This is a genomic window from Shimia gijangensis, from assembly GCF_900142085.1.
GTDB classification, from domain to species: domain Bacteria; phylum Pseudomonadota; class Alphaproteobacteria; order Rhodobacterales; family Rhodobacteraceae; genus Shimia; species Shimia gijangensis.
The window spans coordinates 164848-190074 of sequence record NZ_FQZQ01000003.1; the positions used below are offsets into that span (position 1 = coordinate 164848).

The window sequence follows — 25227 nt, forward strand, 5'->3', positions numbered from 1 at the left end:
AAGAACTCTGGCGGCTTTGTTGTTTTTGAAAATCTATCCGGATCAGGGTGCGCGTGAAGCCGTCAAGGATACGATCACTTTAACGGAAAAAGCCAATGAGCTTTCGTCAGCCATAGATGTGCCGATACCAAAATCCCGCCGATCCAATATCGTTTCACCAGACATTGTTGCGGTGTTGTCTTCTATGGCCAAAGTAAAGGGCAGGCTGAGCGGAACTGTGACGCCTTTTAGAGTAAGCGCGCCATTTGCGAGATATCCAACATCCGAAGCCAAAATATCCGCTTGAAAAGTGGCGGTTGAATGAACCGCACTGTCCAGGAAATCTGCCTCGAGAGCCTGTTCAGTGACTGACCCCAACGCCAGGGACGATATGGCGACTTGAGTTTTGACCGTTCCGTGCTTGCCGCCCACAGCGACCTCGTCAAAAACGATTGCGCTGGACCATTCGGCGAACCGGCCTTCGACATCTGATCCAAACTGATGCACAGAAATCGTCAAGGTGCCTTCCTGAACTTGCCAGTTTGAGGGCGCGGATGTGGTGGCAAGCGGGGCCTGTGAGTGGCCATCTTCTGAGTGGTTCTGGGCGGACGTGGAAAACACACCCGCGCTTGTACCAACCACCAGGACCAACCCCCAAATTGCCAGAGCAGCCAGAAGGGGGGCAGGGCTGGAACGCTCATCTTCCGGAGTGGGCGCAGAGTTCCGCATAGGCAACATCCGTTGGAGCGTCTGGTCCCGGTCGATGACCAGATGTTTCAGTGCGCCAGCCACATGCGCCAAGATGGATCCGGCAAGCGTCAGCATAAACAATAAGTGCAGGGTCGACGTCGTTTCGGCCAATGTCTCGGATTTGGGCACGAATGGCAGCGATTGACCAAAAGGCCAAAGGATGGGCGCAAAGCCGGTGGTTGCTGCGTGGTGTATCCAGCCGGTAAGTGGCACCAGAACCATCGATCCATAAAGCAGCCAGTGCACTGTATGCGCGGCGGTGGCCTCGATTTGGTGCCTGCTGTTCAGCAAACCGGGGCGTGTTTGGCCCAAAGACCAGAAAATCCGCAAAAGGGCTGTGAAAATCGCGGCCACACCTACGGTTTTATGCAAAGAGAACAGCCACGCCTTGTGCGCCACTTCTGCGCCATCGGTGAAGGGAGCGTTATGGGCCAAGAACCCCAGCGGCAAAGCCGTCAGAATCAAAAGGGCTGTAAGCCAGTGAAATGCTTTGGTCAGGCTACCGTATTGGCTTGATGTATTCACCAAAGGCATAAATCTACTCCGTAGAATTGTTTTTTTAGAGATAGGGCACCTGACGGCCTTCGGAAATGCAATTTTACGCACAGAGCCCGTGCAAGGGCGCGCAAGGCCGTTGCGCCGATGGGCACGGCGCGGTATTCCAAATGAAACGAAAAGAATATGGGGAACAGCATGAGCCGAGCATTCGTATTTCCAGGACAAGGCGCGCAAACTATTGGTATGGGCAAGGCCCTGGCAGACGCCTATCCCGAAGCCAAAGCGGTATTTGACGAGGTCGATGAGGCGCTTGGCGAAAGCCTGAGCGCGTTGATCTGGGAGGGCGATCAGGACACGCTAACGCTCACTCAGAATGCACAACCGGCGTTGATGGCGACTTCTTTGGCGGCGATGCGCGCCCTTGAGGCCGAAGGCGTGTCCATGGATGCCGCAGCTTATGTTGCAGGGCACTCTTTAGGAGAATATTCCGCCTTGGCCGCGGCCGGAACTTTGAGCATCGCGGATACAGCGCGGCTGTTGCGGACGCGGGGTCAGGCCATGCAAGCCGCGGTGCCGGTTGGCGTTGGAGCCATGGCCGCCCTTTTGGGGCTGGATTTTGCAACCGCACGCGATGTGGCGTCCGCTGCTGCTGAAGGCGATGTCTGTCAGGCTGCGAATGACAATGATCCGGGGCAGGTTGTGGTGTCCGGCCACAAATCTGCGGTGGAACGCGCGGTTTTGCTGGCCAAGGAACAAGGGGCAAAACGCGCCGTTCTTTTGCCTGTCAGCGCTCCGTTCCATTGCGCGCTTATGCAACCCGCAGCCGAAGCCATGGCCGAAGCATTGAGCCATGTGCCAATGAATGCTCCGTCGGTACCAGTTGTGGCCAACGTGATTGCCGAAGCTGTGAGTGATCCAACCGTGATCCGCTCCCTTTTGGTGGATCAGGTGACGGGGTCCGTGCGGTGGCGCGAATCGGTTAGCTGGATGGCCGAGCAGGGTGTCACTGAGATGTGGGAAATCGGCGCCGGCAAAGCCTTGTCTGGCATGGTGCGCCGCATTGATCGGTCGATTGCCTGCAAAGCTGTGGGTACACCGGAAGACGTAAAAGCAGCGGCGAAAAGCCTGAGCTAAGGAGCAGATATGTTTGATTTGACTGGAAAATGCGCGCTGGTAACTGGCGCGTCGGGCGGCATTGGCGGAGAGATTGCCAAAGCGTTGCATGCAGCAGGCGCAACCGTGGGGCTGTCTGGCACCCGTGTTGAGCCGCTTGAGGCTTTGGCCACTGAATTGGGCGATCGCGCGCATGTATTGCCCTGCAACCTGAGTGACCCCGAAGCCGTGGATGCTTTGCCGAAGCAGGCTGCCGAAGCCATGGGCAGCGTGGATATCCTGGTGAACAATGCGGGTATCACACGCGATCAGATTTTCATGCGCATGTCGGATGACGAATGGCAAAGTGTACTGGACGTCAACCTGACCTCGACCATGCGACTGTGCCGGGGTGTGATGCGCCCCATGATGAAGGCGCGCTGGGGGCGGATCATCAATATTTCTTCTATCGTTGGGGCCACGGGCAATCCCGGGCAAGCCAACTACGCAGCCTCCAAAGCCGGTATGGTCGGGCTGACCAAATCCATGGCCTATGAGGTCGCAAGCCGTGGCATCACAGCTAACGCGGTTGCACCGGGCTTTATCGCGACGGCCATGACTGACAAGCTGACCGATGATCAAAAAGGTAAGATCAACGCGCAGATTCCAGCGGCACGTATGGGCGCACCCGAAGAAATCGCCGCTGCGGTTCTGTATCTGGCCAGCCCTGAAGCAGCTTATGTGACAGGAACCACCTTGCATGTGAACGGTGGTATGGCCATGCTGTAGGGCAGGCAGACTTCTGCCAAAATGGCTGTAGGGGTTGTTTAAGGACCTTTTGACGCCATATTGCGAAAGCGTTTGCCTTGGCATGAGGATATGCTATAGGCGGCGCATATTTCCCGAGGGTGCCTTGTGAGGACACCCAGGAACATCTGGGAAACCGGATACACGAGCCGCCCCTCGGGGCACCAATCAAAACCCGCCGCACATGGGGGCGGGCGATCACAGGGCCATAGTGCCCATGACGAATGAGGAATTGACATGAGCGACGTCGCAGACCGCGTGAAAAAGATCGTTGTAGAGCACTTGGGTGTTGAAGAGGACAAGGTTGTTGAAAACGCCTCGTTCATCGACGATCTGGGCGCAGACAGCCTGGACACCGTGGAACTGGTTATGGCCTTCGAAGAAGAGTTCGGCATCGAGATCCCCGATGACGCCGCCGAAACCATCCAGACCTTTGGCGACGCGGTGAAATTCATCACCGAAGCTTCCTAAGTCTTTTCACCCTTTTTGGGGTGGGAACAGGCCTCTGCCGCTTTGGCAGGGGCCTTTTTTGTGCGTTGCCCCCAGAAATGGCGCATTTGTGCTCTCTTTTGCCGATTTGGGGATATCGGTGAAAAATGATACTCTTCCTATAGGGAGACCCCTTTTGGTGAAGGGGCACCTACCCGTGGAGAGCACAATGATCATCTATCCAACTATCGAATTGCAGCAGGGCAAATGCGTTTCATTGCAACGTGGGCGCCTTGATGAGCCTTCAATCTGGCATGTCGATCCGGTGGCCACCGCACAAAGTTTCGCCGAGCAAGGCGCTCAATGGATTCATGTCACCGATCTGGACGCAGTTGCAGGCAGCTCAGACAGTGAGGCCATTGTTGAAGAAATCGTGCGATCAGCAGGTGCTTCCATTCAACTGGGTGGCGGATTCCGCTCGCGCGATCGCATTGAGCAATGGATCGACAAAGGCGCAGGGCGCATTGTTGTCAGCACTTTGGCGGTGCAGGACCCGAACCTCGTCAAGGAAATGGCGCTACGCTATCCTGACCAAATTGTTCTCGCGGTTGATGTTTTTCAGGGAAAAATGATGACGGACGGTTGGCGCCAGACTGGGGCAATGCAACCCGAGGATTTTGTCAAAGCCTATGCGGATTCACCCCTGGCTGGCGTGATTGTCACGGATATTGATGCCGACATCGGCGATCAGGACGCGCAATTGGGACTGGTCTCGGGCATTGCTGAAGCAACACACCATCAGGTCATTGCCAGAGGAACAGTGCGCAGTTCAGATGATGTCTCGCGCATTAAATACGTTCCTAAGATCAGCGGCACGTTGATTGGTCGGGCTCTTTTCTCAAAAGACATCGATCTGCAAGACGCCTTGGCCTTGGCTGAACCAACTCCGGAACCCAAAGCGGAATTCCAGTAATCGAAAAACAGAACCTTGACCGCACTGACCTACAAGGCCGGTGCGGTCTGCATTGATAGCGTGCAGAGGCCGTTTAAGGCCTTGCTTTATTCTGAAGAAATACGGGCGATCTCTCAGCAAATCCCCTCTGAGTTTTGCAAAACCTCCCAAAATTAGTACGGTTTTGAAGGACTGCCTGAATTGAGCAGCCGATTTTGGAGGTTTTCAATGCGGGTTCTTCAAGGAAATAGATCTTTTTCACAAGTCGTCTTGGGCACAATCCTATGTCTGTCGGTTTCAATTCCTTCTGTCGGAATAGGTGAAGGTAATGCTCATTCGCCTTCCACATATGTATCGACACAGATTGTCGACATGGATTGCAAAGAGCTGAAAGCTCTCGTGAAAAGATTGACCAAAAGTAGAGATCGCACACAAGACGAAATGAGCCGTGAAAAGGCCAGCGTGGCAAAGTTCAAATCCAAAATTAAGGAAAGCAATCAAACGATTCACAGACTCGATGCTGAGGCCAAAAAGACAAAGGATAGTAAAAAATTACGTCAAATCGAGCGAAAGAAGGACTCCGCACAAAGAAAACTGGATCGAAATTTGAAAAATCTCAGGGATTTTGAATCAATCTACGATCATTCGAAAAGGAGCCTCAAGGTGCTCAATAATGATCTTCGAATTGCGCAGAAGACCAGCAAAAACAAGAAATGCAAATAATTTGCCGTCAGGGCGCATGTCTTGGAAAACCCGGTTCTAGTGCTTTGCAACGGCTTGCCCTGCTACTTGTGAGCAAGTAGACAGTCTCGAAGAGAATTACCAAACTAGGGGCTGCCTTATGCGTCGTGTTGTTGTTACTGGGCTTGGATTGGTCACGCCATTGGCGAGTGGTGTTGAAGAAAGCTGGTCACGAATTCTGGACGGAAAATCCGGAGCAGGACCGATCACGCGGTTTGATACCGAACGTGTCACCACGAAATACGCATGCGAAGTGCCTTATGGCGACGGATCAGATGGCACTTTTAACTCTGATGACTGGATGCTGCCAAAAGAGCGCCGCAAGGTTGATGACTTTATTCTTTATGGTATTGCCGCTGCGACGCAGGCTGTAGAAGACTCCGGCTGGAAGCCCGAAGCTGACGAAGACCTTGAGCGCACTGGTGTGATGATCGGGTCGGGCATCGGCGGATTGCAGTCTATTGAACAGACAACACTGCTGATGGCGGAAAAAGGCCCACGTCGTGTGTCGCCGTTCTTTATTCCTGGTGCGCTGATCAACCTGATCTCGGGGCAAGTGGGTATCAAATACGGCTTTAAGGGCCCGAACCATGCAGTCGTCACGGCCTGTTCCACTGGTGCGCATGCAATTGGTGATGCGGCCCGTTTGATTATGTTCGGTGACGCCGATGTGATGGTTGCTGGCGGTGCTGAAGCAGCGATTTGTGAAATTGGCATCGCGGGCTTCAACGCGTGCAAAGCGCTGTCGACCGGCCGCGGTGATGACCCGACCAAAGCCAGCCGCCCTTATGATGCCGATCGCGATGGATTTGTGATGGGCGAAGGTGCGGGCGTCGTGGTGCTGGAAGACTATGACCACGCGGTTGCACGCGGAGCAAAGATCTACGCTGAAGTGTTGGGATATGGCCTGTCGGGAGACGCCTATCACATCACCGCTCCGTCTGAAAACGGCGAAGGCGGTGAACGGTCAATGCGCGCGGCTTTGAAAAACGCCGGGCTAGAGCCCAAAGACGTGGATTACATTAACGCTCATGGCACGTCGACCATGGCAGATTCCATCGAATTGGGAGCGGTTGAACGGATGATGGGGGACGCTGCCAAGAATGTGACCATGTCATCGACGAAATCCATGACCGGGCACTTACTTGGGGCCGCTGGTGCGATTGAAGCGATCTTTTCGATCCTCGCGATCCGCGATCAGGTCGCTCCGCCAACAATCAATCTGGATAACCCGGCCGTGGAAACCGTTGTCGATCTGGCCCCGAACAAGAAAGTTGAACGCGAAATAAACGTCGCACTGTCCAACTCGTTTGGGTTCGGTGGCACCAACGCATCCGTCATCTTCGGAAAAGTCAGCTAATGTGGCGTCATATCGCTTCGAACGCGATTACATTGCTGATTGTGGCAGTGTTCCTTTTGGGAGGACTGGTGTTGTGGGGGCAGGCGCAGTATCGCGCTGAAGGGCCGCTGGACGCACCGATGTGTTTGCGTGTTGAGCGTGGCTCGAACATGAGCCGCGTGTCCAAGGACCTTGAAACCCAAGGTGCGATCTCAAACGGCGCAGTGTTCAGGATCGGCACGGACTACTCTGAAAAAAGCGACAAGCTGAAAGCGGGTGCATTTTTGGTGCCAACCGGCGCGTCGATGGAGCAGATTACTGATATCGTTACGCGTGGAGGGGCCAGTACCTGTGGCACCGAAATTGTGTACCGTGTGGGCGTGACCCGGCAAACCGTTCAAGTACGCGAGCTGGATCCCGAAACCGGAAAATTCGTGGAAGTTGCGGCGTTCAATCCAGCCGAAGAGGAAACGCCTGAGGCGTTCACAACCATGCGTCAGCGCGCCGATACGCGGTATCGTATCGCGGTGGCGGAAGGTGTGACAAGCTGGCAAGTCGTTGATTCATTGTTAAAAATCGGCTTGTTGTCTGGCGAAGTGGCCGTGCCGGATGAAGGAACACTGGCACCGGATAGCTACGAAGTTCAAGCCGGAGACACCCGCGCGGATGTGATCGAAAGCATGCAGGAAAAACAAGCGGTACTTATCGCGGCTGCTTGGGAATCGCGGGCTGAAACTGCGCAGGTCAACTCTCCGGAAGAGATGTTGATCCTGGCGTCGATCATTGAGAAGGAAACCGGTCTGGCGGAAGAACGACGTCAGGTGGCCAGCGTGTTTACCAACCGTCTGAAACGCGGCATGAAGTTGCAAACCGATCCGACAGTGATTTATGGCGTCACCAAAGGGCAGGGCGTCTTGGGGCGGGGCTTGCGTCAAAGTGAGCTGCGCAAAGAAACGCCTTGGAATACTTACGTTATTACCGGTCTTCCACCGACACCGATTGCCAATCCGGGGCGCGCGAGCCTTGAGGCTGCGGTGAATCCGGACGCAAGCGATTATATCTTCTTTGTGGCGGACGGCACCGGTGGCCACGCTTTTGCAACCACGTTGGCTGAGCACAACGCCAACGTTGCAAAATGGCGCAAAATTGAGGCTGAGCGCGCCAATCAGTAAGTCTGGCCCAAAATGGTAAAGTGACCGTTTTGTACAAACTTTTTCGCAGAAATCTCCGTTTTGTACAAAACGGAATCTGCGCATTTCATCGCTCAATATCACCATCAAACAAAAGGCCGTCCAAATTGGGCGGCCTTTTGTCATTTTCGGACCCAACGCGCGTTGCCTTAAGCGGTTGGTGAAATATCTGCGGCAGGGTTTGCTGGCCAGACGGAGCAATTGCTTCGGCTCTTGCGGAGGGGAGAACCACGCAGAGAGGCAACGGGCATAAATGAACAAATTCACAGCGCCGACAGGCGAGTCGCCACTGGATGAAGATGTGGCAGAGGTACGGCATTTGTTGCGGGGGGTCAGAGGAGCGTTGTCAACGCTGCGCGGCCGTTTGGAACAAGATGAGGAGGCAGCCGGCGGCCAGACCGGCAAGGTTCTGACCGAACTGCGTCACCTGATCCGCACGACCATTGATACGGAGAAGAGTTTTGAGCAGCGCCAGAAAGAGAAAGACGGAATCGTCAACGACTATCGGCTCGACCTGCACGACGCACGGGCTTCGATCGAGCGCCGTTTGGCTCGCCTCCGAGCCGTTCGAGACACAACAAGCCTTTCTGGATGACTTGAGCCAAAGCGAACTATTGGCGCTGCCGTACTTGTTTGAGTTCTGGGCGTTTGACCACCAGTTGCCCCCGGAGGGCAACTGGAAGGCCTGGGTCATAATGGGCGGGCGCGGTGCGGGGAAAACCCGCGCAGGCGCCGAATGGGTGCGCTCTATGGTTGAGGGCAACGGCCCCTTGGATAATGGGCGCGCTAAACGCGTTGCTTTGGTCGGGGAAACCATTGATCAGGTCCGCGAGGTCATGGTGTTTGGTGACAGTGGGGTGTTGGCGTGTTCGCCGCCTGACCGGATGCCCAAATGGGAGGCTGGACGCAAGCGATTGATCTGGCCTAACGGAGCCGTTGCGCAAGTGTTTTCTGCGCATGACCCGGAAGCCTTGCGGGGCCCACAATTTGATGCGGCCTGGGTAGATGAACTTGCCAAGTGGAAAAAGGCGCAGGCCACGTGGGACATGCTGCAGTTCGGTTTGCGGCTGGGAAAAGACCCGCAGGTTTGCGTCACGACGACACCACGCAATATCGGGCTTTTGAAAGAGTTGTTGGCGCAGGAGTCGACAGTGGTCACCCATGCCACAACCGAGGCGAACCGGGCAAATCTGGCGGATAGTTTTCTGAAAGAAGTGCGTGCGCGCTATGCCGGAACAAGGCTGGGCCGGCAAGAATTGGACGGTGTGCTGTTGGATGACGTCGAGGGTGCGATGTGGACGACGTCGATGCTTGAAAAAATGCGGTGCAAGAAGGCGCCAGACCTTGATCGCATTGTTGTGGCGGTTGACCCGCCTGTGACCGGGCATGCCGGATCAGATGAGTGCGGCATTGTGGTGGCCGGTGTCACCATGAAGGGGCCGGTCAGCGATTGGCGCGCTTATGTGCTGGATGATGTGACCGTCAGAGCCAAGAGCCCGGCAGGATGGGCGCGTGTTGCTGTGACAGCCATGGAGACATGGGGGGCAGACCGATTGGTGGCCGAAGTGAACCAGGGCGGAGACATGGTTGCCGAAGTGGTCCGTCAGGTAGACCCACTGGTGCCATACAAAGCGGTGCGTGCAGCGCGCGCCAAGTCAGCCCGCGCAGAGCCTGTGGCGGCTTTGTATGAACAAGGTCGGGTGCGCCATGTGGGGCAGTTTGGTGAATTGGAAGACCAGATGTGCCGCATGAGCCTGCGTGGCTATCAGGGATCGGGCAGTCCCGATCGTTTGGATGCGCTTGTCTGGGCCCTGCATGAATTGGTGATTGAACCATCAGCCCGTTGGCGACGCCCGCGTATGCGCAGCCTTTGAGATTAACAGGTGCCTCGCAAATCGAACCGTGCGGTGGCCTGAGAGCGAATTAACAAATTTGAGACAAAGTCCAACCTGTCCAAAGCGCACAAGCAGCGAAGCGGGCCTAAGGCAAAGAAACAGGAGCGAGCACGAGATGGTATTTGATTTCTTCCGGCGATCCGAAACCAATGCGCCCGAACAAAAAGCCAGCGCAGCGGGTCCGGTAGTGGCCTATCACAGCGCCGGTCGTGTGGCCTGGAGCCCGCGCGATACCGTATCTTTGACACGGACCGGTTTCAGCGGAAATCCGGTGGGGTTTCGATCGGTCAAGTTGATTGCAGAAAGCGCGGCAGCCCTGCCTTTGGTGTTGCAGGATGGTGCACAGCGCTATGACACGCATCCCTTGCTGGCATTGTTGACCTCGCCGAACCCGGCGCAGGGACGTGCCGAGCTGATGGAAGCGCTTTACGGTCAGATGCTGTTGTCAGGCAATGGCTATATTGAGGCCGTAGCCGGTGATGGTGGCATGCCGGCTGAGCTGCACGTGCTGCGGTCAGACCGCATGAGCGTTGTGCCCGGTGCAGATGGCTGGCCTGTGGCCTATGAATACAAGGTAGGGGCCCGCAAACATCGGTTTGATCTCGGCGCCGGGGCCAACGTCTGCCATGTGCGTAATTTCCACCCGCAGGACGATCACTATGGGTTTTCGCCCATGCAGGCGGCGGCCATGGCGGTGGATGTGCACAACGCGGCGTCGCGGTGGTCCAAAGCGCTTTTGGATAATGCGGCGCGCCCGTCAGGAGCCATTGTCTACAAAGGTGCAGATGGGGCGGGATCAATGAGCCCCGATCAATACGACCGGCTGGTGGGAGAAATGGAGAGCCAGCACCAGGGCGCGCGCAATGCAGGTCGCCCGATGTTGCTCGAAGGTGGGTTGGATTGGAAGCCGATGGGGTTTTCGCCGTCCGATATGGAGTTTCAAAAAACCAAAGAAGCGGCAGCGCGCGAGATTGCCCTGGCCTTTGGGGTGCCGCCGATGTTGCTCGGGATTCCCGGGGATGCGGCCTATGCCAACTATCAGGAGGCCAACCGGGCGTTCTATCGCCTGACCGTTTTGCCTTTGGCGACACGTGTCGCTGCGGCCGTTGGCGATTGGCTGGCCGGGTTTGTGGGCGAAGCATTGGAATTGAAACCGGATCTGGATCAGGTGCCGGCGTTGGCTGCGGAAAGAGATGCGCAATGGGCGCGCGTGCAGGCCGCGGCGTTTCTGAGCGATGTGGAGAAACGGCGATTGTTGGGCCTGCCAGCAGTCGCGGCGGAAGAGCCTGCGGATGGGTGAACAGCGCTATGGGTTTGAACAATTCGATTGTGCACCGGCCTTGCGTCTTGAAGCACATGAACGGGTGGCAAAGCTGCAGTTTGATGGCCTGAACCGGCGGCTCGATAAGATCGAAGACTTGATCGAGCGGTTGGAAAAGCGGTTGTGGCTCACGGTTTATGGCGTGGTTGGCACAATTCTCGCACAGGCGTTTCAGGGCCTGCTGAATGCGGCGCCATGAGCGGAACAAGGTGGAAAAAAGACATGGAAAACGGTTTGGAACACAAATTTGCACGCTTTGGCGATGGGCTGGAGGTGCAGGACGGCACCCAAATTGAAGGCTATGCCAGCCTGTTTGGACGTTCCGATCAGGGCGGAGATGTGGTGCAGAAGGGGGCTTATGCGGCCTCTCTCAAGGCGCTGATGGCCTCGGGGCGGGCGGTCAAGATGCTATGGCAACACGATCCGGCGCAACCCATCGGTATCTGGGATGAGGTGCGTGAGGATGCGCGTGGCCTGTGGGTCAAAGGGCGTCTTCTGACGGATGTGGACAAGGGGCGCGAGGCGGCCACATTGATCGCGGCAGGGGCGATTGACGGCCTGTCGATCGGCTATCGCACGGTCAAAGCCACGAAAGACAACAAGGGCCAGCGGCTCTTACAGGAACTGGAGCTGTGGGAGGTGTCGCTTGTCACCTTTCCGATGCTGCCCAGTGCGCGTGTGTCGGCCAAGGGGGAAACCCCGGACGGCGACATGCTGCGTGAATTGGCGGCGACCCTTGAGGGCGCCCGTCAGGAGCTGAAGCGCGAATAGCGCCCGGCACAAATCTAGATCGAGGACCATTTGGATGGGTAATACCGAGACGAAGGCTCGGGGCGGGGAAGCTTTGTCTCCGGCCGCCGAGGTGAAGTCGGCCATGACGGGTTTCATGAATGACTTCAAGGACTTCAAAGACGACATGAACAATAGATTGCAAAAACAGGAAGAGCGAGTGACCATGCTTGATCGTAAATCACATATTCCACAGCGCCCGGCGCTGGCCGCATCTGCCGACTTCGAGGCACCGCACCAAAAGGCATTCAATGCCTATTTGCGCTCCGGTGAAGACGATGCGCTGCGCGGCCTCGAATTGGACGGCAAGTCCATGTCGACGGCTGTAAATAGCGACGGGGGCTATCTCGTGGATCCGCAAACGTCGGATGCCATAAAATCTGTTTTGCATTCGACGGCGTCCATTCGCGCCATTGCCAATGTGGTGAATATTGAGGCCACAACCTATGACGTGCTGATCGATTCAACCGATGTGGGCGCGGGCTGGGCGGATGAGACCTCTGCTACGGGCGAAACCGGCACACCGACAGTCGAACGTATTGTCATTCCGCTCTATGAGTTGTCGGCCATGCCAAAAGCATCGCAGCGTTTGCTGGATGACAGCGCGTTTGATGTTGAGAACTGGCTGGCGGGTCGTATCGCTGACAAATTTGCCCGTGCCGAAGCGGCGGCATTCATCAACGGTGACGGCGTTGATAAACCAACCGGCATCATGACCCATACAACAGTGGCCAATGGCAGCTGGACCTGGGGTAATATCGGGTATGTCCCCACAGGCGTTGACGGCGATTTCAATGGCGGAGACGGCATCATTGATCTGGTTTATGCCCTTGGTGCGCAATACCGCGCCAATGCGTCTTTCGTGATGAACTCAAAGACTGCGGGCGCTGTGCGCAAGCTGAAGGACGCTGATGGCCGTTTCTTGTGGTCGGATGGTCTGGCTGCGGGCGAGCCTGCGCGTTTGTTGGGCTATCCGGTGCTGATTGCCGAAGACATGCCGGACATTGCGTCGGATGCGACCGCGATTGCCTTTGGGGATTTCTCGGCGGGCTACACAGTTGCCGAACGCCCCGATCTGCGCGTGCTGCGTGATCCGTTCAGCGCCAAACCAAATGTTCTGTTCTATGCCACCAAACGTGTGGGTGGCGATGTCAGCGACTTTGCGGCGATTAAGCTCCTGAAATTCGCAACCTCGTAAGAGGTTGGGAATGGGGAAGGCAGCGCAAGCTGCCTTCGCCAGGGCGTGCGTCCGCTGTTTGCGTTGTCTGGCTGTCCCCTCCGTTCGAGCGGCGCATGGACGCGCGCCCGAACTCTCGGAGGGGTCGCAATTTTCGGAGTTTTTTCCATGATGTTAGTCGAAGAGACCTCGGTGCCGCTGTTGGCCCTGCCGGTCGCAGAATTCAAACAACATCTTCGTCTGGGCAGCGGCTTTGGCGAAGATGATGTACAGGACAGCGTGTTGGAAAGTTTTCTGCGCGCAGCCATGGCAGCCATTGAGGCGCGCACTGGCAAGGCATTGATCGAAAGAGAGTTCTCATGGTCGTTGGGCTTTTGGCGCGACGATCAGGGACAGGGGCTTCCGGTTGCACCTGTGAGCAGCCTGCAAAGTGTCACATTGGTCGATCGTCAGGGCGACAGTGCTGTGGTGGCGCCAAGTGCTTACAGGTTGTCTCCTGATCAGCAGCGCCCGGCGTTGCGCCCGGTGGGGTCCTGTTTGCCAAGTATCCCAAACGAGGGTCAGGTCGTGATCCATTTTTGGGCTGGATTTGGCCCGGAATGGTCAGATGTGCCTGCGGATCTGAAACAGGCGGTGCTGTTGTTGGCAGCGCATTACTATGAGTATCGCGATGATACTGCGCTGAGTGGCGGGTGTATGCCGTTTGGTGTGACCAGTCTGATCGAGCGCTATCGCCCGTTGCGTATAGGGGCGGTGCGATGAACCGGGTGCATTTGTCTCGCAAATTGGTTCTGGAAGCGCGTGAGCGGTTATCAGATGGCGCAGGGGGCTATGACGAAAGCTGGGTCGCCAGGGGCGTTTTATGGGCAGAAGTCAAAGCAGGGACAGGTCGCGAAAAAGACGGCGGTGAGTTTTCTTTGTCCTCGGTCAGTTACCGGATTGTGGTGCGCGGCGCGCCCCAGGGGTCCGCGCAAAGGCCTGCTCCGGGAATGCGATTTCGCGAAGGGACACGTCTTTTTCCGGTGCATGCCGTGGCGGAACGCGATCCGCGTGGTCGGATGCTGACGTGTTTCGCAACCGAAGAGGTGGTCGCATCAGTTATGCAGTATCCAAAGCGCTTCAGGTGGCGATTTATCAGCGATTGCAAGGGGATGCTGGTGTCACTTCACTCATCGGCGCGGCCATTTTTGACGAGGTGCCTGCAGGTGTTTTACCGGAAACTTATGTCAGCCTGGGGGCGGAAACCGTTCTGGATCGGTCTGACAAATCCGGCAGTGGCGCGGAGCATCGTTTGACGATTTCAATTCTGTCCGAGGCGGCAGGTTTTGCAGATGCCAAGGCCGTGGCGGTGGCGATCAGCGATGCGCTGGAGGGGGCCGACCTGACGCTGACACGCGGGCGGCTGGTTTATCTCAAATTCGACCGTGCCACGGCACGGCGCGAGGGTACGGCAAATACGCGGAGAATTGATCTGCGGTTCCGAGCCCGTGTGGAAGACAACATTTAACAAGGCGGAGTAGGCAAAATGGGTGCTCAGAACGGCAAGGATCTTTTGATCAAGGTAGACCAGACCGGAGACGGTCAGTTTGAAACCATCGCAGGCCTGCGGGCCACGCGGATCAGTTTCAATTCAGAGGCTGTGGATGTGACCAGCCTGGAAAGTCAGGGCGGTTGGCGCGAGTTGTTGTCCGGTGCCGGTGTGAAATCGGCGTCGATTTCCGGATCTGGTGTGTTTAAGGACGAAGGCACAGACGAACGGGCCCGTCAGATTTTCTTTGACGGCGAAACGCCTGATTTTCAAGTGATTATTCCCGATTTTGGCATCGTGGAAGGCCCGTTTCAGGTGTCTTCGGTGGAATATGCGGGCAGCCACAATGGCGAAGCGACGTATGAATTGTCGCTGGCGTCGGCGGGTGTGCTGACCTTTGTGGCGGTCTGAGCATGGCAAACCCCTGGGCAGGTGAAGTGGCTTTGGTGATTGATGGCGAACGTCAAAAACTGAAGCTGACACTTGGGGCATTGGCAGAGCTTGAAGCGGAACTGGACAGTGACTCGCTCGTGGCGCTGGTCGAGCGGTTCGAAGAGGGTGGTTTTTCAACGCGCGACGTGCTGGCGCTGATTGTGGCGGGGCTGCGTGGTGGTGGCTGGCAAGGGCAGGCGGCAGACCTGATGGCGGCCGAAATCGCTGGTGGGCCAATGCAGGCGGCCAAAGTGGCGGCCGAATTGCTGGCCCGCGCCTTTTGCGTTCCGGATGCAACCGCATGAGGGGCTTTGACTGGCCTTCTTTGATGGCTGCAGGGCTACGGGGATTACGTCTGCGTCCGGCGGATTTTTGGGCACTCACGCCAGCTGAGTTGCAGATGATTCTGGGACAGGGGGCTGGGGCGCCCGCGTTAACCCGCAAGGGGCTGGATGCATTATTGGCGACATATCCGGACAAGACGGAAGGACATGAAGATGAGCGAGATTGATGCGTTGGAAGATTTTGACACGCAGGTGGATGCGCTGGAGGTGACCCTTGGGCAGACTGCAGCTGTGGCCGCCAATTTTGACACAGAGTTGCGCAGCGTGCGCCAGTCGTTGGCGGCCACCGGGCAAGACGTGAAAACTCTGGAAAAAGGGTTGTCACGCGGGTTGCGGCGCGCTTTTGACGGGGTGGTTTTTGACGGCATGAAGCTGTCAGACGCGCTTGAGGATGTGGCGCGCTCAATGATGAACACCGCCTATAACGCAGCCCTCAAACCTGTGACGGATGGAGTTGGTGGCGCTGTGGCCAATGGAATTGGCACGCTTATCCAAGGCATTTTGCCCTTTGCCAATGGCGCTGGATTTGCCCAGGGGCGGGTGATGCCTTTTGCCAATGGCGGTGTGGTGTCGGGCCCAACTTTGTTTCCGATGCGCGGCGGTACGGGGCTCATGGGGGAAGCCGGCGCAGAAGCCATCATGCCACTGGCACGCGGTGCCGATGGCAAGCTTGGGGTGCGTGGTGGCGGGGTAACGACCAATGTCGTGATGAACATTCAAACCCCTGACGCAGAAAGCTTTCGTCGCTCGCAGGGGCAAATTGCAGCGCAGATGAACCGTGCCCTCGGGCGCGGCCAACGCAATCGATAAGAGGGGCTAAGGCAATGGGATTTCATGAAGTCCGGTTTCCGGCAAATCTAAGCTTTGGATCCATTGGCGGGCCCGAGAGACGCACAGATGTGGTGTCGCTGGCCAATGGTTTCGAAGAACGCAACACGCCTTGGGCACACTCACGTCGACGCTATGATGCGGGTGTGGGAATGCGGTCGTTGGACGACGTCGAGCTGTTGATCGCCTTTTTTGAGGCCCGCCGTGGTCAGCTTTATGGGTTTCGCTGGAAAGACTGGTCAGACTTTAAGTCCTGCAAGCCTTCGAATGAAGTGAACTACCGTGATCAGGTGATTGCGCTGGCCGATGGGATCGAGACAAGTTTTGTTCTGCAAAAGACGTATCTGTCCGGCACAGCACATTATGGGCGCCCCATCCTGAAGCCTGTTGAAGGGACTGTACGTGTCGGCGTTGAAGGTGACGAAATGCAGGAAGGTGTGCATTATGAGATCAATACTGAAACCGGTCAGATCTTGTTTAACCATCCCCCTGATCCGGATCGTCAGATAACCGCCGGATTTGAATTCGATGTGCCGGTTCGGTTCGACACCGATCGCATTCAAACAAGTGTGGCATCGTTTCAAGCGGTGGATGTTCCGAACGTCCCCGTGGTGGAGGTACGGGTCTGATGGCACTGCAAAGCGATCTTAAGATGCATCTTGCTGGCGGTTTCACAACCGTTGCAAGATGCTGGGCCATTATCCGCAAGGATGGGCAACGTTACGGTTTCACAGACCATGATCTTGACCTGTCATTTGAGGGCTTCACCTTTCGCGCCGATACCGGACTGTCAGCGGTGTCGCTTGAACAATCCACGGGTCTTTCGATTGACAACACCGAAGCGCTTGGGGCGCTTAGTGATACAAGTGTGAGCGAAGCAGACATCGACGCAGGCCGCTTTGATGGGGCCGAGGTGATGTGTTGGCTTGCCAATTGGAGTGATGTCGCAGAACGCAGTCTGTTGTTTCGTGGCTCAATCGGCGAGCTACGTCGCGCAGGAGGTGCTTTTCAGGCCGAATTGCGTGGGCTGACCGAAGCTCTGAACCGTCCGGTTGGACGTGTTTATCAAAAACCCTGCACCGCAGTGCTGGGAGACGCGGCTTGTGGTGTTGATCTTGATGTTGCCGGATATCATGCCATTCGCCCGATTGAAGGTGTTGAAGATGCGCGTGTTTTTCGCTGGAGTGAGATGACTGAGTTTGAACCTGCCTGGTTCACCCGCGGCACCCTGAGGGTTCAGTCCGGGAGCGGCGAGGGCCTGAACGGGTTGATCAAGCGCGATACATTCGATGGTGGTTTGCGGGTTGTTGAACTGTGGGAGCCGATCCGCGCGCTGCTGCAGGTAGGGGATCAGGTGCGCCTTGAGGCGGGTTGTGACAAACGGTTTGACACATGCCGCTTGAAATTCGTCAATTTGGTGAATTTTCAGGGGTTTCCAGACATTCCAGGGGATGACTGGATGATGAGTTACCCCCGACAGGGGGCTGACAACTCTGGCGGGAGCCTGCGCGGGTGACCCCGGTTGTCGAGGCCGCACGCAGCTGGATTGGCACACCTTATCGCCATCAGGCACGTTGCAAGGGGGCGGGATGTGATTGTCTGGGCCTGTTGTTGGGTGTGTGGCGCGAAGTCCGGGGGGATTTGCCCGAAGATGTACCTGCCTACAGTATGGATTGGTCCGAACCTCAGGGCGACGAGCGCTTATGGCGCGCCGCCCGACGCTGGTTGATTGAAAAGCCGAAAGACCAGGGCAGGCCCGGAGATGTTTTGCTGTTTCGAATGCGCGCCGGGGGCGTGGCAAAACATCTTGGCATTGCCGGCAGGGTCGGCGCAAACGCGACTTTTATTCACGCCTATTCGGGGCATGCAGTGGCCGAAAGCCCGCTGAGCACCCCATGGCGCCGACGCATTGTGGCGCGGTTTGAATTTCCCAAGGAGGGTTAAGAAATGGCGACGCTTTTGTTATCCGCAGCCGGTGCGGCCATAGGTGGATCTGTTGGTGGCACTCTGGCCGGGGTGTCTTCGGTTGCAATCGGAAGACTGGCTGGCGCGACTTTGGGACGTGCCATAGATCAACAGATTCTGGGAACAGGCTCCGATGTTGTTGACGTCGGTCGGGTGGATCGGTTCCGTGTGACGGGCACGGCTGAAGGTGCCGCAGTGAGCCAGCTTTATGGGCGGATGCGTATCTCGGGGCAGGTGATCTGGACAACGCAATTTGTGGAATCGGTTCATCGTTCGGGCGGCGGCAAGGGCATGTCTTCGCAGCCTGAAACCGCCGAATACAGCTATTCGGTTTCTCTTGCGATCGGCCTTTGCGAAGGTGAGATCACCAGTGTTGGCCGGGTATGGGCGGATGGCGAAGAGGTGGCTCCGGGTGACCTGAATATGCGGGTTTACAAAGGATCAGCAGATCAATTGCCTGACCCGTTGATCGAGGCCGTAGAAGGTGAAGGATTGGTGCCCGCCTATCGTGGCACGGCCTACGTGGTCATGGAAAACCTGCCGCTGTCAGGATTTGGCAACCGTGTGCCCCAGTTCACCTTTGAAGTCTGCCGCCCGAGCCCTGCTGAGCAGCCAGAGGCCGAAGGCGACATTGCGCATGGGGTGCGTGCTGTGGCGCTGGTTCCGGGAACGGGAGAGTACTCGCTGGCCACAACACCGGTCTTTGTGTCCGGTGCGGTTGGGCATAGCCAGAGTGCCAATGTAAATTCACCCTCAGGGCAGACCGATTTTGTGACCTCGGTTGAGGCCTTGAATGAAGAATTGCCCAATTGTGGGGCGATATCTTTGGTGGTCAGCTGGTTTGGCAATGACTTGCGATGCGGTGACTGCACGATCCGCCCCAAGGTCGAACGCAAAGAGGCCGATGGGCGCAATATGCCATGGCGCGTGTCCGGGCTGACCCGTGCATCAGCCGATGAGATAGCGCAGGTTGAAGATCGTCCGGTCTATGGAGGCACCCCCACGGATGACTCGGTTGTTGAGGCGATCACGCATCTTAATGGCCTTGGCAAAGAGGTGATGTATTACCCCTTTATTTTGATGGATCAGCTGGCTGGGAACGGATTGCCGGATCCTTGGACCGGCAATCAAAACCAGCCCGTTTTGCCATGGCGTGGCCGGATCACCGGATCCATGGCGCCCGGGCAACCTGGATCGCCTGATGGGACCGCGCAGGCCGATGCCGAGGTGGCAGCTTTCTTTGGCACCGCGTCTGCGGCGGATTTTACAACCGTTACCGGATCGGTGACTTATCTTGGTCCCGAGGAATGGGGGTATCGTCGGTTCATTTTGCATCAGGCAGCCCTATGCGCGCTGGCTGGTGGCGTTTCAGCATTTTGCATTGGGTCAGAGATGCGCAGCCTCACACAACTCCGGGGCGCGGGCGGTGCGTTTCCGACAGTGCTGGCTTTGCGGAATCTTGCGGCAGAAGTGCGCAGCATTCTGGGCCCGGACACGCGTATCAGCTATGCGGCGGACTGGAGCGAATATTTTGGTTATCACCCTCAAGATGGTTCGGACGATGTCCATTTTCATCTGGATCCGCTTTGGGCGGACGACAATATCGACTTTATTGGCATCGACAATTACATGCCTCTGTCTGATTGGCGCGATGGTGAGGATCATATCGATGCGGATTGGGGAAGTATCTACAATCCAGAGTACCTCATGGCCAATGTGGCGGGCGGCGAGGGCTATGATTGGTACTACCATTCGCCAGAGGCGAGAGAAGCGCAAATCCGCACAGAGATCACGGATGGTGCGCATAATGAGCCTTGGGTCTATCGCTACAAAGACATTGGAAATTGGTGGTCCAAGCGGCACCACAACCGTATTGGCGGTGTTCGCCAAGTGCTCCCAACCTCGTGGGAGCCACAGTCAAAACCAATTGTGTTTACCGAAATTGGCTGCGCCGCCTTGGACAAAGCAACCAATCAGCCCAACAAATTTCTGGACGATAAGTCGTCCGAATCTTTGTTGCCGAGATACTCGGACGGGCGTCGCGATGAATTCATGCAGCAACAATACCTGCGCGCAGTGACTGAATACTGGGCCCGTTCCGAAAACAATCCGGTCTCAGAACTCTACTTGGCTCCGATGGTCGATATGAGCCGTGCTCATGTCTGGGCGTGGGATGCGCGGCCTTACCCGACATTTCCGAACAACCGCGCACTTTGGAGCGACGGTGAAAACTATGCCAAAGGGCATTGGATCAATGGCCGAAGTACAGCAAGGCCGTTGGCGTCGGTTGTGCGCGAACTATGTTTGCGGGTTGGTGTGTCAAGTTTTGACGTCAGTGACCTGCGTGGCGTTGTACGCGGCCTTGCGGTTGAGGATGTCACGGATGCACGTGCGGCGTTACAGCCATTGATGCTGCGGCACGGATTTGACGCGGTCGAAAGAGATGGGGTGTTGCACTTTGTCATGCGTGATGGTCGTGCGCCCATTGCGTTGGATGGGGACCTTTTGGCTGTGTCCGCAGATTTGGACGGCACTGTCGAAAAGACCCGCGGCAGCGAAGCGGAAACGGCGGGACGGATACGTGTGCAATTTGTCGAAGCCGATGGTGATTTTGATATTCTGGCGGAAGAAGCTGTTTTGGCAGATCAGTCCACTCATGCCGTTTCGGGGTCTGATTTGCCGTTGTCGCTGACGCGGGCGGAAGGTCGTCAAACTGCCGAACGCTGGTTGACCGAAGCGCGTGTATCTCGCGACAGCGTGCGCTTTGCGTTGCCGCCTTCTGCCCTGAACATAGGAGCCGGGGATGTGGTGTCTCTTGCGGCCAAAGATGGGGATGCGCTTTATCGTGTGGACCGAGTTGAGCAGGCAGATCTGCAAATTCTGGAAGGGGTTCGCATTGAACCGGCAGTCTACACGCCAGCTGATTTTGAGGACGATAGCCCTTCGACGTCCCGTTTCGTGGCCCCGGTTCCGGTGGTGCCTTTGTTCCTTGATCTGCCGCTGTTAACCGGAGATGAGGTGCCACATGCGCCCCATTTGGCGGTGACGGCACAACCCTGGCCGGGCAGCGTTGCCGTTTATGATGCAACAACCGATGCCAACTATGGCCTGAATACCATACTGCCCAGACGTGCGGTGGTGGGGACGACCGAAACCATCCTGTCTGAAGCACAAAGCGGACTTTGGGATCATGGTGAAGCTTTGCAAGTCCGTCTGGTGTCAGGGGCTCTGGAAAGTATCAGCCAAGAGGCATTGTTAAACGGCGGCAATCTGGCGATGATCGGGGACGGCAGCTCAGGAAACTGGGAGTTGTTTCAGTTTCGGGATGCCGAATTGATCGCGCCTGACACATGGTGGATAAGGACGCGCCTGCGAGGGCAGTTGGGATCAGATGCGCTGATGCCGGTTGCCTGGCCGATCGGATCGTATTTTGTACTGTTTGGGTCCGAGTTTTCGCAGATTGAAATGGCCAGTTCGGCTCGCAATATCGCGCGCCACTACCGTATTGGTCCGGCGCAGCGCGGCTATGACGATCCAACTTATGAGCATAGGATCGAAGCCTTTGCCGGCAACGGGATGCGGCCATATGCGCCGTGCCATCTGCGTACCAGACAAATGCCAAACGGAAATATGGATATCACCTGGATTCGCCGAACTCGTATTGATGGAGATGGGTGGGACCTGCCCGAAGTACCATTGGGCGAAGAAAGCGAGCGGTATCACCTGCGCGTGATAAAGGACGGCAGTATCTTGACCGAAACCCATGTGTCTGAGCCAAATTGGAGCTACACGCTGGCGCAGCGGTTGGCGGATGGGGCGACCGGGGGAATCGAGATTTCGATTGCGCAAGTATCGGCGCGGTACGGAGCAGGACTTTTTGCGACACTGCCGGTCGATGTGTGAACCTCATGCGGCGGGTTATGCACGGAGACGTTGTGACAGCGGCGCTGGTCTTGTTGGGGGTGCCTGACGAGACCCGGCAAAGCCTGTGTCGCCGAATGATTGTCGAAGCGCATGCGGCGCATCGTTACTTCCGCCGCTTTGGGCGTTCACATGCCCTTTGGGGGGATGGATCGCTAATGTCCTGCGCGCTCAAGCGGACTGTGCCACCAGAGCCGGGATTTTCTGACTCGCAATACTGCGGTTGTATGGAAATGGTGCTACATGAATTGAGTACCTGGCGCACGGCGCGTCAGGTCACCCACGGGCGCAGTTGATGCATTTGCGGACCGAAGGATCGAACTCCAGCCGTTTGGGGGCAATGTCGTCGCCGCAATCGTCACAATAGCCAAACTCGTCTTCTTCAATACGCACAAGTGCAGCCTGCAAGGCCTGCTTTTTGACATTACGTCGGGTTTGATTTGCTTTGGCCATTGCCTGCGATTGAAGCGCGTCCATACGGCTGAGACGGCCGACCGCCTGTTGATCCAATGTGACAACTGCCTGGCCATCATGGCCCAGCTTGTCTTCCTCCTTCAGAGCGGCCAGATGCGTCTCAATCAAGGTGCGATATTTCTGCTGCGCCTTCACATTCACGTTGATGAACCTCTCGATCACGCCTTTGAATTTGCGGCTGGTTGACTATGTAGTGTAGTCTAACGGCAGAAAAGGACGATTTGCCATGGCCGAAACGCGCAGCAAGATATCTGAGATTGATCCAACCTGGCAGCGGATCACTGCCGAGGCAGAAGCTGCTGTCCGAGAAGAACCGCTCATGGGCGGATTGGTGCATGCCTGTGTTTTGCACCACAAATCTATCGAACGTGCGCTGAGCTACCGCTTTGCGGCCAAGCTGGCGTCGAACGAGATGTCCATGGTGGTATTGCGCGAGATCGCAGATGAGGGGTTTGCCGAAGATCCTGATCTTATCGCGTCTGCGCGCGCTGACCTCATGGCGATTTTTGAGCGTGATCCGGCCTGCCACCGTTTGTTGCAGCCAATCCTGTACTTCAAAGGTTATCAGGCCGTGCAAGCCTATCGCATCGGCAATTGGTTGTGGCGCCAGGGACGCAAGGATCTGGCCTATTTCATCCAGATGCGCACCTCCGAGATTTTTGGGATCGACATTCATCCGGGCGCGCGTATTGGCAAAGGTATCATGATCGACCATGCCCATTCCATCGTGATTGGCGAAACCGCCGTGGTGGGTGACAATGTGTCGATGCTGCATTCAGTAACGCTTGGCGGGACTGGCAAAGAAGAGGAAGACCGGCACCCCAAGATCGGTGATGGTGTGTTGATTGGCGCCGGGGCCAAGGTTCTGGGCAATATCACAGTCGGTCATTGCAGTCGGATTGCGGCGGGGTCTGTGGTTCTGGAAGATATTCCACCGTGCAAAACTGTGGCAGGCGTGCCTGCCAAAATCGTTGGTGAAGCAGGATGTGATCAGCCGGCTGTGAGCATGGATCAGTTACTCGAGCACTAATTTATCGAGTTCGAAAAACAAAAGCGCCGCAGGATGTTGCGGCGCTTTTTTGATGTGAATCTCTCGAATTTTAGACCAGCATCGTCATTGGGTTTTCCAAATTGTCGACGATGGATCCGAGCAATTCAGCGCCAAGTGCCCCGTCAATCACACGATGATCCACCGACAGTGTGACGGACATGACCGTGGCCACTTCCAGTGCTCCGTCTTTGCCCACCACCGGTTTCTTCACACCAGCCCCCACAGCAAGGATTGCCCCATGCGGCGGATTGATGACGGCGTCGAAATTGTCGATCCCGAACATGCCAAGGTTTGAAATGGCAAAGCTGCCGCCCTGATACTCGTGAGGCGCCAGTTTGCGGTCTCGGGCACGGGTCGCGAGGTCTTTCATCTCTGCTGACAACGCCGACAGGGACTTGGTGTCGGCATCCTGAAGAACCGGCGTAAACAATCCGCCTTCAATCGCGACAGCCACAGCCACATCTGATGGTGTCAACTTCAGAATGCGATCCCCGGCCCAGACGGCATTGGCATCCGGCACTGATTGCAGGGCCAAAGCACAGGCCTTGATGATGAAATCGTTGACCGACAGTTTGATGCCGCGGGATTCCAGTTGTCCGTTTAGCTCGGCGCGGAATTTCATCAGGGCATCCAGACGAATGTCGCGACGCAAATAGAAATGCGGGATGGTTTGTTTGGCTTCTGTCAGGCGGGCCGCAATCACTTTGCGCATGCCGTCCAGCGGTACTTCGGTGATTTCGCGGCCTTCATACATCCGCGCGACCACTGATGCATCAACGCTGGCTGGCATAGCAACCGGGGTAGTGGCAGGCGTTGTCGTTGTTGCGGCTTGCGGTGCTGCGCCGGGCTGGGCAGATTCGACATCTGCTTTGACGATCCGGCCTCGGGGACCAGACCCTTGCAAAGCTGCCAGGTCGACGCCCTTGTCGGCTGCAATGCGTCGGGCAAGTGGAGAGGCAAAGATGCGATTGCCATCAGAGGAAAGCGCGACTGGTGCGGTGGCGGGCGCCTCGGAGACCGCTGAAGAAGCCGCCTTGTGGCTCGCGTCAACTGCAGACGTGGCTTCCGGAGTCGGTGCAGATGAAGCAGGGACGGTGCTGGCGTCTTCGCCCTCTTCCAGCAACACAGCAATGGCGGTGTTTACCAAGACGCCTTCTGTGCCCTCGGCAATCAGAAGCGGCCCCATTATGCCCTCGTCCACCGCCTCGAACTCCATCGTGGCCTTGTCGGTTTCAATCTCGGCAATAATATCTCCGGATCGCACTTCGTCGCCTTCTTTGACCAGCCATTTGGCCAGTGTGCCGTCTTCCATGGTAGGGGACAGGGCAGGCATAAGAATTTCAATCGGCATTTCAGTTTACTCCCTGTGTTGCGCAGCCGGCCGGGGCCGGCGGGGCGCAGTGGGCTTGGATTTTGGCAACCTGACCGTCGGTCAGCTTAAGATAAATTGATCCGGTTGTGATCCCATCGGCGCCTTTGACAGAGTGGGTCAGCCCCAGCGCAGTGAGCTGCTTTGTGGCTTCTTGTGTGGTCATGCCAACCCAGTTTGCCTCGGTCATTCCATGCAAAATTGCATTTTCCTGTTTTAGAACCTCATTTTCTAAGACCAACTCTGTGACCTTGGGGCCTTGAATAAAGAGGCTCGCAATGTCGCTCAGGAAATAGATGCTGCCAACAGTCAGTCCGCCGACAAGCACCCCAGTTATGAAACCTTTCCACTGCATA

General features: G+C 56.6%; 29 protein-coding genes and 1 pseudogene. 26 read left to right on the forward strand and 4 right to left on the reverse strand.

The window, feature by feature from the left end; all coding sequences use genetic code 11:
* Nucleotides 1–42 precede the first annotated feature (42 nt).
* The gene (locus BUC32_RS03855) at nucleotides 43–1263 is read right to left on the reverse strand and encodes a cytochrome b/b6 domain-containing protein (RefSeq protein WP_073249620.1); all 1221 of its coding nucleotides are present in this window, start codon (nucleotides 1261–1263) and stop codon (nucleotides 43–45) included.
* Between the two features lie 159 nt (nucleotides 1264–1422).
* Here BUC32_RS03855 and fabD point away from each other — a divergent pair, with 159 nt between their 5' ends.
* The 25 genes and pseudogenes from fabD to BUC32_RS03980 all read left to right on the forward strand — a co-directional run bounded on the left by fabD (nucleotide 1423) and on the right by BUC32_RS03980 (nucleotide 22273).
* Nucleotides 1423–2361: an ACP S-malonyltransferase gene (gene fabD, locus BUC32_RS03860; RefSeq protein ID WP_073249622.1), complete on the forward strand. Its 939-nt coding sequence runs from the start codon at nucleotides 1423–1425 to the stop codon at nucleotides 2359–2361.
* 9 nt (nucleotides 2362–2370) lie between these two features.
* Entirely contained in the window at nucleotides 2371–3108 is a 738-nt protein-coding gene (gene fabG / locus BUC32_RS03865) for a 3-oxoacyl-[acyl-carrier-protein] reductase (protein ID WP_073249624.1), read from the forward strand.
* A gap of 255 nt (nucleotides 3109–3363) precedes the next feature.
* Entirely contained in the window at nucleotides 3364–3597 is a 234-nt protein-coding gene (locus BUC32_RS03870) for an acyl carrier protein (protein ID WP_073249626.1), read from the forward strand.
* Between the two features lie 187 nt (nucleotides 3598–3784).
* Nucleotides 3785–4528 carry a 1-(5-phosphoribosyl)-5-[(5-phosphoribosylamino)methylideneamino]imidazole-4-carboxamide isomerase gene (locus tag BUC32_RS03875; RefSeq protein WP_073249628.1) on the forward strand — a complete coding sequence of 248 codons (744 nt, stop codon included), beginning with the start codon at nucleotides 3785–3787 and terminating at the stop codon, nucleotides 4526–4528.
* 207 nt (nucleotides 4529–4735) lie between these two features.
* Nucleotides 4736–5230: a hypothetical protein gene (locus BUC32_RS03880; protein WP_139280626.1), complete on the forward strand. Its 495-nt coding sequence runs from the start codon at nucleotides 4736–4738 to the stop codon at nucleotides 5228–5230.
* A 118-nt stretch (nucleotides 5231–5348) separates the two neighbouring features.
* Nucleotides 5349–6608 carry a beta-ketoacyl-ACP synthase II gene (fabF, locus tag BUC32_RS03885; RefSeq protein ID WP_073249633.1) on the forward strand — a complete coding sequence of 420 codons (1260 nt, stop codon included), beginning with the start codon at nucleotides 5349–5351 and terminating at the stop codon, nucleotides 6606–6608.
* Nucleotides 6608–7759, forward strand: a complete 1152-nt coding sequence (mltG, locus tag BUC32_RS03890) for an endolytic transglycosylase MltG (protein WP_073249635.1) — start codon at nucleotides 6608–6610, stop codon at nucleotides 7757–7759. Before fabF ends, mltG begins: the two co-directional genes overlap by 1 nt.
* Before the next feature lie 271 nt (nucleotides 7760–8030).
* Complete coding sequence (locus tag BUC32_RS03895) at nucleotides 8031–8372, forward strand: hypothetical protein (RefSeq protein WP_073249637.1); 342 nt, start codon at nucleotides 8031–8033, stop codon at nucleotides 8370–8372.
* Nucleotides 8281–9651: a DNA-packaging protein gene (locus BUC32_RS03900; RefSeq protein ID WP_456114197.1), complete on the forward strand. Its 1371-nt coding sequence runs from the start codon at nucleotides 8281–8283 to the stop codon at nucleotides 9649–9651. The genes BUC32_RS03895 and BUC32_RS03900 overlap by 92 nt, the downstream gene beginning before the upstream one ends.
* 136 nt (nucleotides 9652–9787) lie before the next feature.
* Nucleotides 9788–10972 (forward strand): phage portal protein, encoded by a 1185-nt coding sequence (locus tag BUC32_RS03905; protein ID WP_073249639.1) that lies wholly within the window; start codon nucleotides 9788–9790, stop codon nucleotides 10970–10972.
* Nucleotides 10965–11192, forward strand: coding sequence for a GTA head formation protein, RCAP_rcc01685 family (locus tag BUC32_RS03910; RefSeq protein ID WP_073249641.1), 228 nt, complete (start codon nucleotides 10965–10967; stop codon nucleotides 11190–11192). Before BUC32_RS03905 ends, BUC32_RS03910 begins: the two co-directional genes overlap by 8 nt.
* A 23-nt stretch (nucleotides 11193–11215) precedes the next feature.
* Nucleotides 11216–11764, forward strand: coding sequence for an HK97 family phage prohead protease (locus BUC32_RS03915; protein WP_083599247.1), 549 nt, complete (start codon nucleotides 11216–11218; stop codon nucleotides 11762–11764).
* Nucleotides 11765–11798: 34 nt separating this feature from the next.
* Complete coding sequence (locus BUC32_RS03920; protein WP_073249645.1) at nucleotides 11799–12980, forward strand: phage major capsid protein; 1182 nt, start codon at nucleotides 11799–11801, stop codon at nucleotides 12978–12980.
* 147 nt (nucleotides 12981–13127) lie between these two features.
* Nucleotides 13128–13721: a head-tail connector protein gene (locus BUC32_RS03925; protein ID WP_073249647.1), complete on the forward strand. Its 594-nt coding sequence runs from the start codon at nucleotides 13128–13130 to the stop codon at nucleotides 13719–13721.
* Nucleotides 13718–14053, forward strand: a pseudogene (locus tag BUC32_RS20160) (head-tail adaptor protein); the annotation flags it as partial. The gene BUC32_RS03925 and the pseudogene BUC32_RS20160, both read left to right, overlap by 4 nt.
* Nucleotides 14053–14466, forward strand: coding sequence for a DUF3168 domain-containing protein (locus BUC32_RS03935; protein WP_073249865.1), 414 nt, complete (start codon nucleotides 14053–14055; stop codon nucleotides 14464–14466). The pseudogene BUC32_RS20160 and the gene BUC32_RS03935, both read left to right, overlap by 1 nt.
* An 18-nt stretch (nucleotides 14467–14484) precedes the next feature.
* Nucleotides 14485–14898, forward strand: a complete 414-nt coding sequence (locus BUC32_RS03940; RefSeq protein ID WP_073249651.1) for a phage major tail protein, TP901-1 family — start codon at nucleotides 14485–14487, stop codon at nucleotides 14896–14898.
* Between the two features lie 2 nt (nucleotides 14899–14900).
* On the forward strand, nucleotides 14901–15224 hold the full coding sequence (locus BUC32_RS20610) for a gene transfer agent family protein (protein WP_073249653.1): 324 nt from the start codon (nucleotides 14901–14903) through the stop codon (nucleotides 15222–15224).
* Nucleotides 15221–15430 carry a rcc01693 family protein gene (locus tag BUC32_RS20615; RefSeq protein ID WP_073249655.1) on the forward strand — a complete coding sequence of 70 codons (210 nt, stop codon included), beginning with the start codon at nucleotides 15221–15223 and terminating at the stop codon, nucleotides 15428–15430. Before BUC32_RS20610 ends, BUC32_RS20615 begins: the two co-directional genes overlap by 4 nt.
* Nucleotides 15417–16073, forward strand: coding sequence for a phage tail tape measure protein (locus BUC32_RS03955; protein WP_073249657.1), 657 nt, complete (start codon nucleotides 15417–15419; stop codon nucleotides 16071–16073). Before BUC32_RS20615 ends, BUC32_RS03955 begins: the two co-directional genes overlap by 14 nt.
* A 14-nt stretch (nucleotides 16074–16087) precedes the next feature.
* On the forward strand, nucleotides 16088–16720 hold the full coding sequence (locus BUC32_RS03960) for a DUF2460 domain-containing protein (protein ID WP_073249659.1): 633 nt from the start codon (nucleotides 16088–16090) through the stop codon (nucleotides 16718–16720).
* Nucleotides 16720–17607: a DUF2163 domain-containing protein gene (locus BUC32_RS03965; RefSeq protein WP_073249661.1), complete on the forward strand. Its 888-nt coding sequence runs from the start codon at nucleotides 16720–16722 to the stop codon at nucleotides 17605–17607. Before BUC32_RS03960 ends, BUC32_RS03965 begins: the two co-directional genes overlap by 1 nt.
* Complete coding sequence (locus tag BUC32_RS03970) at nucleotides 17604–18035, forward strand: NlpC/P60 family protein (protein ID WP_073249663.1); 432 nt, start codon at nucleotides 17604–17606, stop codon at nucleotides 18033–18035. The genes BUC32_RS03965 and BUC32_RS03970 overlap by 4 nt, the downstream gene beginning before the upstream one ends.
* Before the next feature lie 3 nt (nucleotides 18036–18038).
* Nucleotides 18039–21959 (forward strand): baseplate multidomain protein megatron, encoded by a 3921-nt coding sequence (locus BUC32_RS03975; RefSeq protein ID WP_073249665.1) that lies wholly within the window; start codon nucleotides 18039–18041, stop codon nucleotides 21957–21959.
* 5 nt (nucleotides 21960–21964) lie between these two features.
* A complete protein-coding gene (locus BUC32_RS03980) occupies nucleotides 21965–22273 on the forward strand; it encodes a DUF7742 family protein (RefSeq protein WP_073249667.1) in 309 nt (102 codons plus the stop codon).
* Here the strand turns inward: BUC32_RS03980 and BUC32_RS20910 are convergent.
* Complete coding sequence (locus BUC32_RS20910; RefSeq protein ID WP_245815129.1) at nucleotides 22254–22613, reverse strand: TraR/DksA family transcriptional regulator; 360 nt, start codon at nucleotides 22611–22613, stop codon at nucleotides 22254–22256. The two genes, BUC32_RS03980 and BUC32_RS20910, sit on opposite strands and share 20 nt — an antisense overlap.
* Nucleotides 22614–22677: 64 nt before the next feature.
* On the opposite strand from BUC32_RS20910, the gene cysE reads away from it, so the two are divergent.
* Nucleotides 22678–23481: a serine O-acetyltransferase gene (gene cysE, locus BUC32_RS03990; protein ID WP_073249669.1), complete on the forward strand. Its 804-nt coding sequence runs from the start codon at nucleotides 22678–22680 to the stop codon at nucleotides 23479–23481.
* A 70-nt stretch (nucleotides 23482–23551) separates the two neighbouring features.
* Here cysE and BUC32_RS03995 read toward each other — a convergent pair whose 3' ends face one another.
* Both BUC32_RS03995 and BUC32_RS04000 read right to left on the reverse strand, forming a co-directional pair.
* Nucleotides 23552–24853 carry a pyruvate dehydrogenase complex dihydrolipoamide acetyltransferase gene (locus BUC32_RS03995; RefSeq protein ID WP_073249672.1) on the reverse strand — a complete coding sequence of 434 codons (1302 nt, stop codon included), beginning with the start codon at nucleotides 24851–24853 and terminating at the stop codon, nucleotides 23552–23554.
* 1 nt (nucleotide 24854) lies between these two features.
* Entirely contained in the window at nucleotides 24855–25226 is a 372-nt protein-coding gene (locus BUC32_RS04000) for a hypothetical protein (protein WP_073249673.1), read from the reverse strand.
* Between the last annotated feature and the right edge of the window lies 1 nt (nucleotide 25227).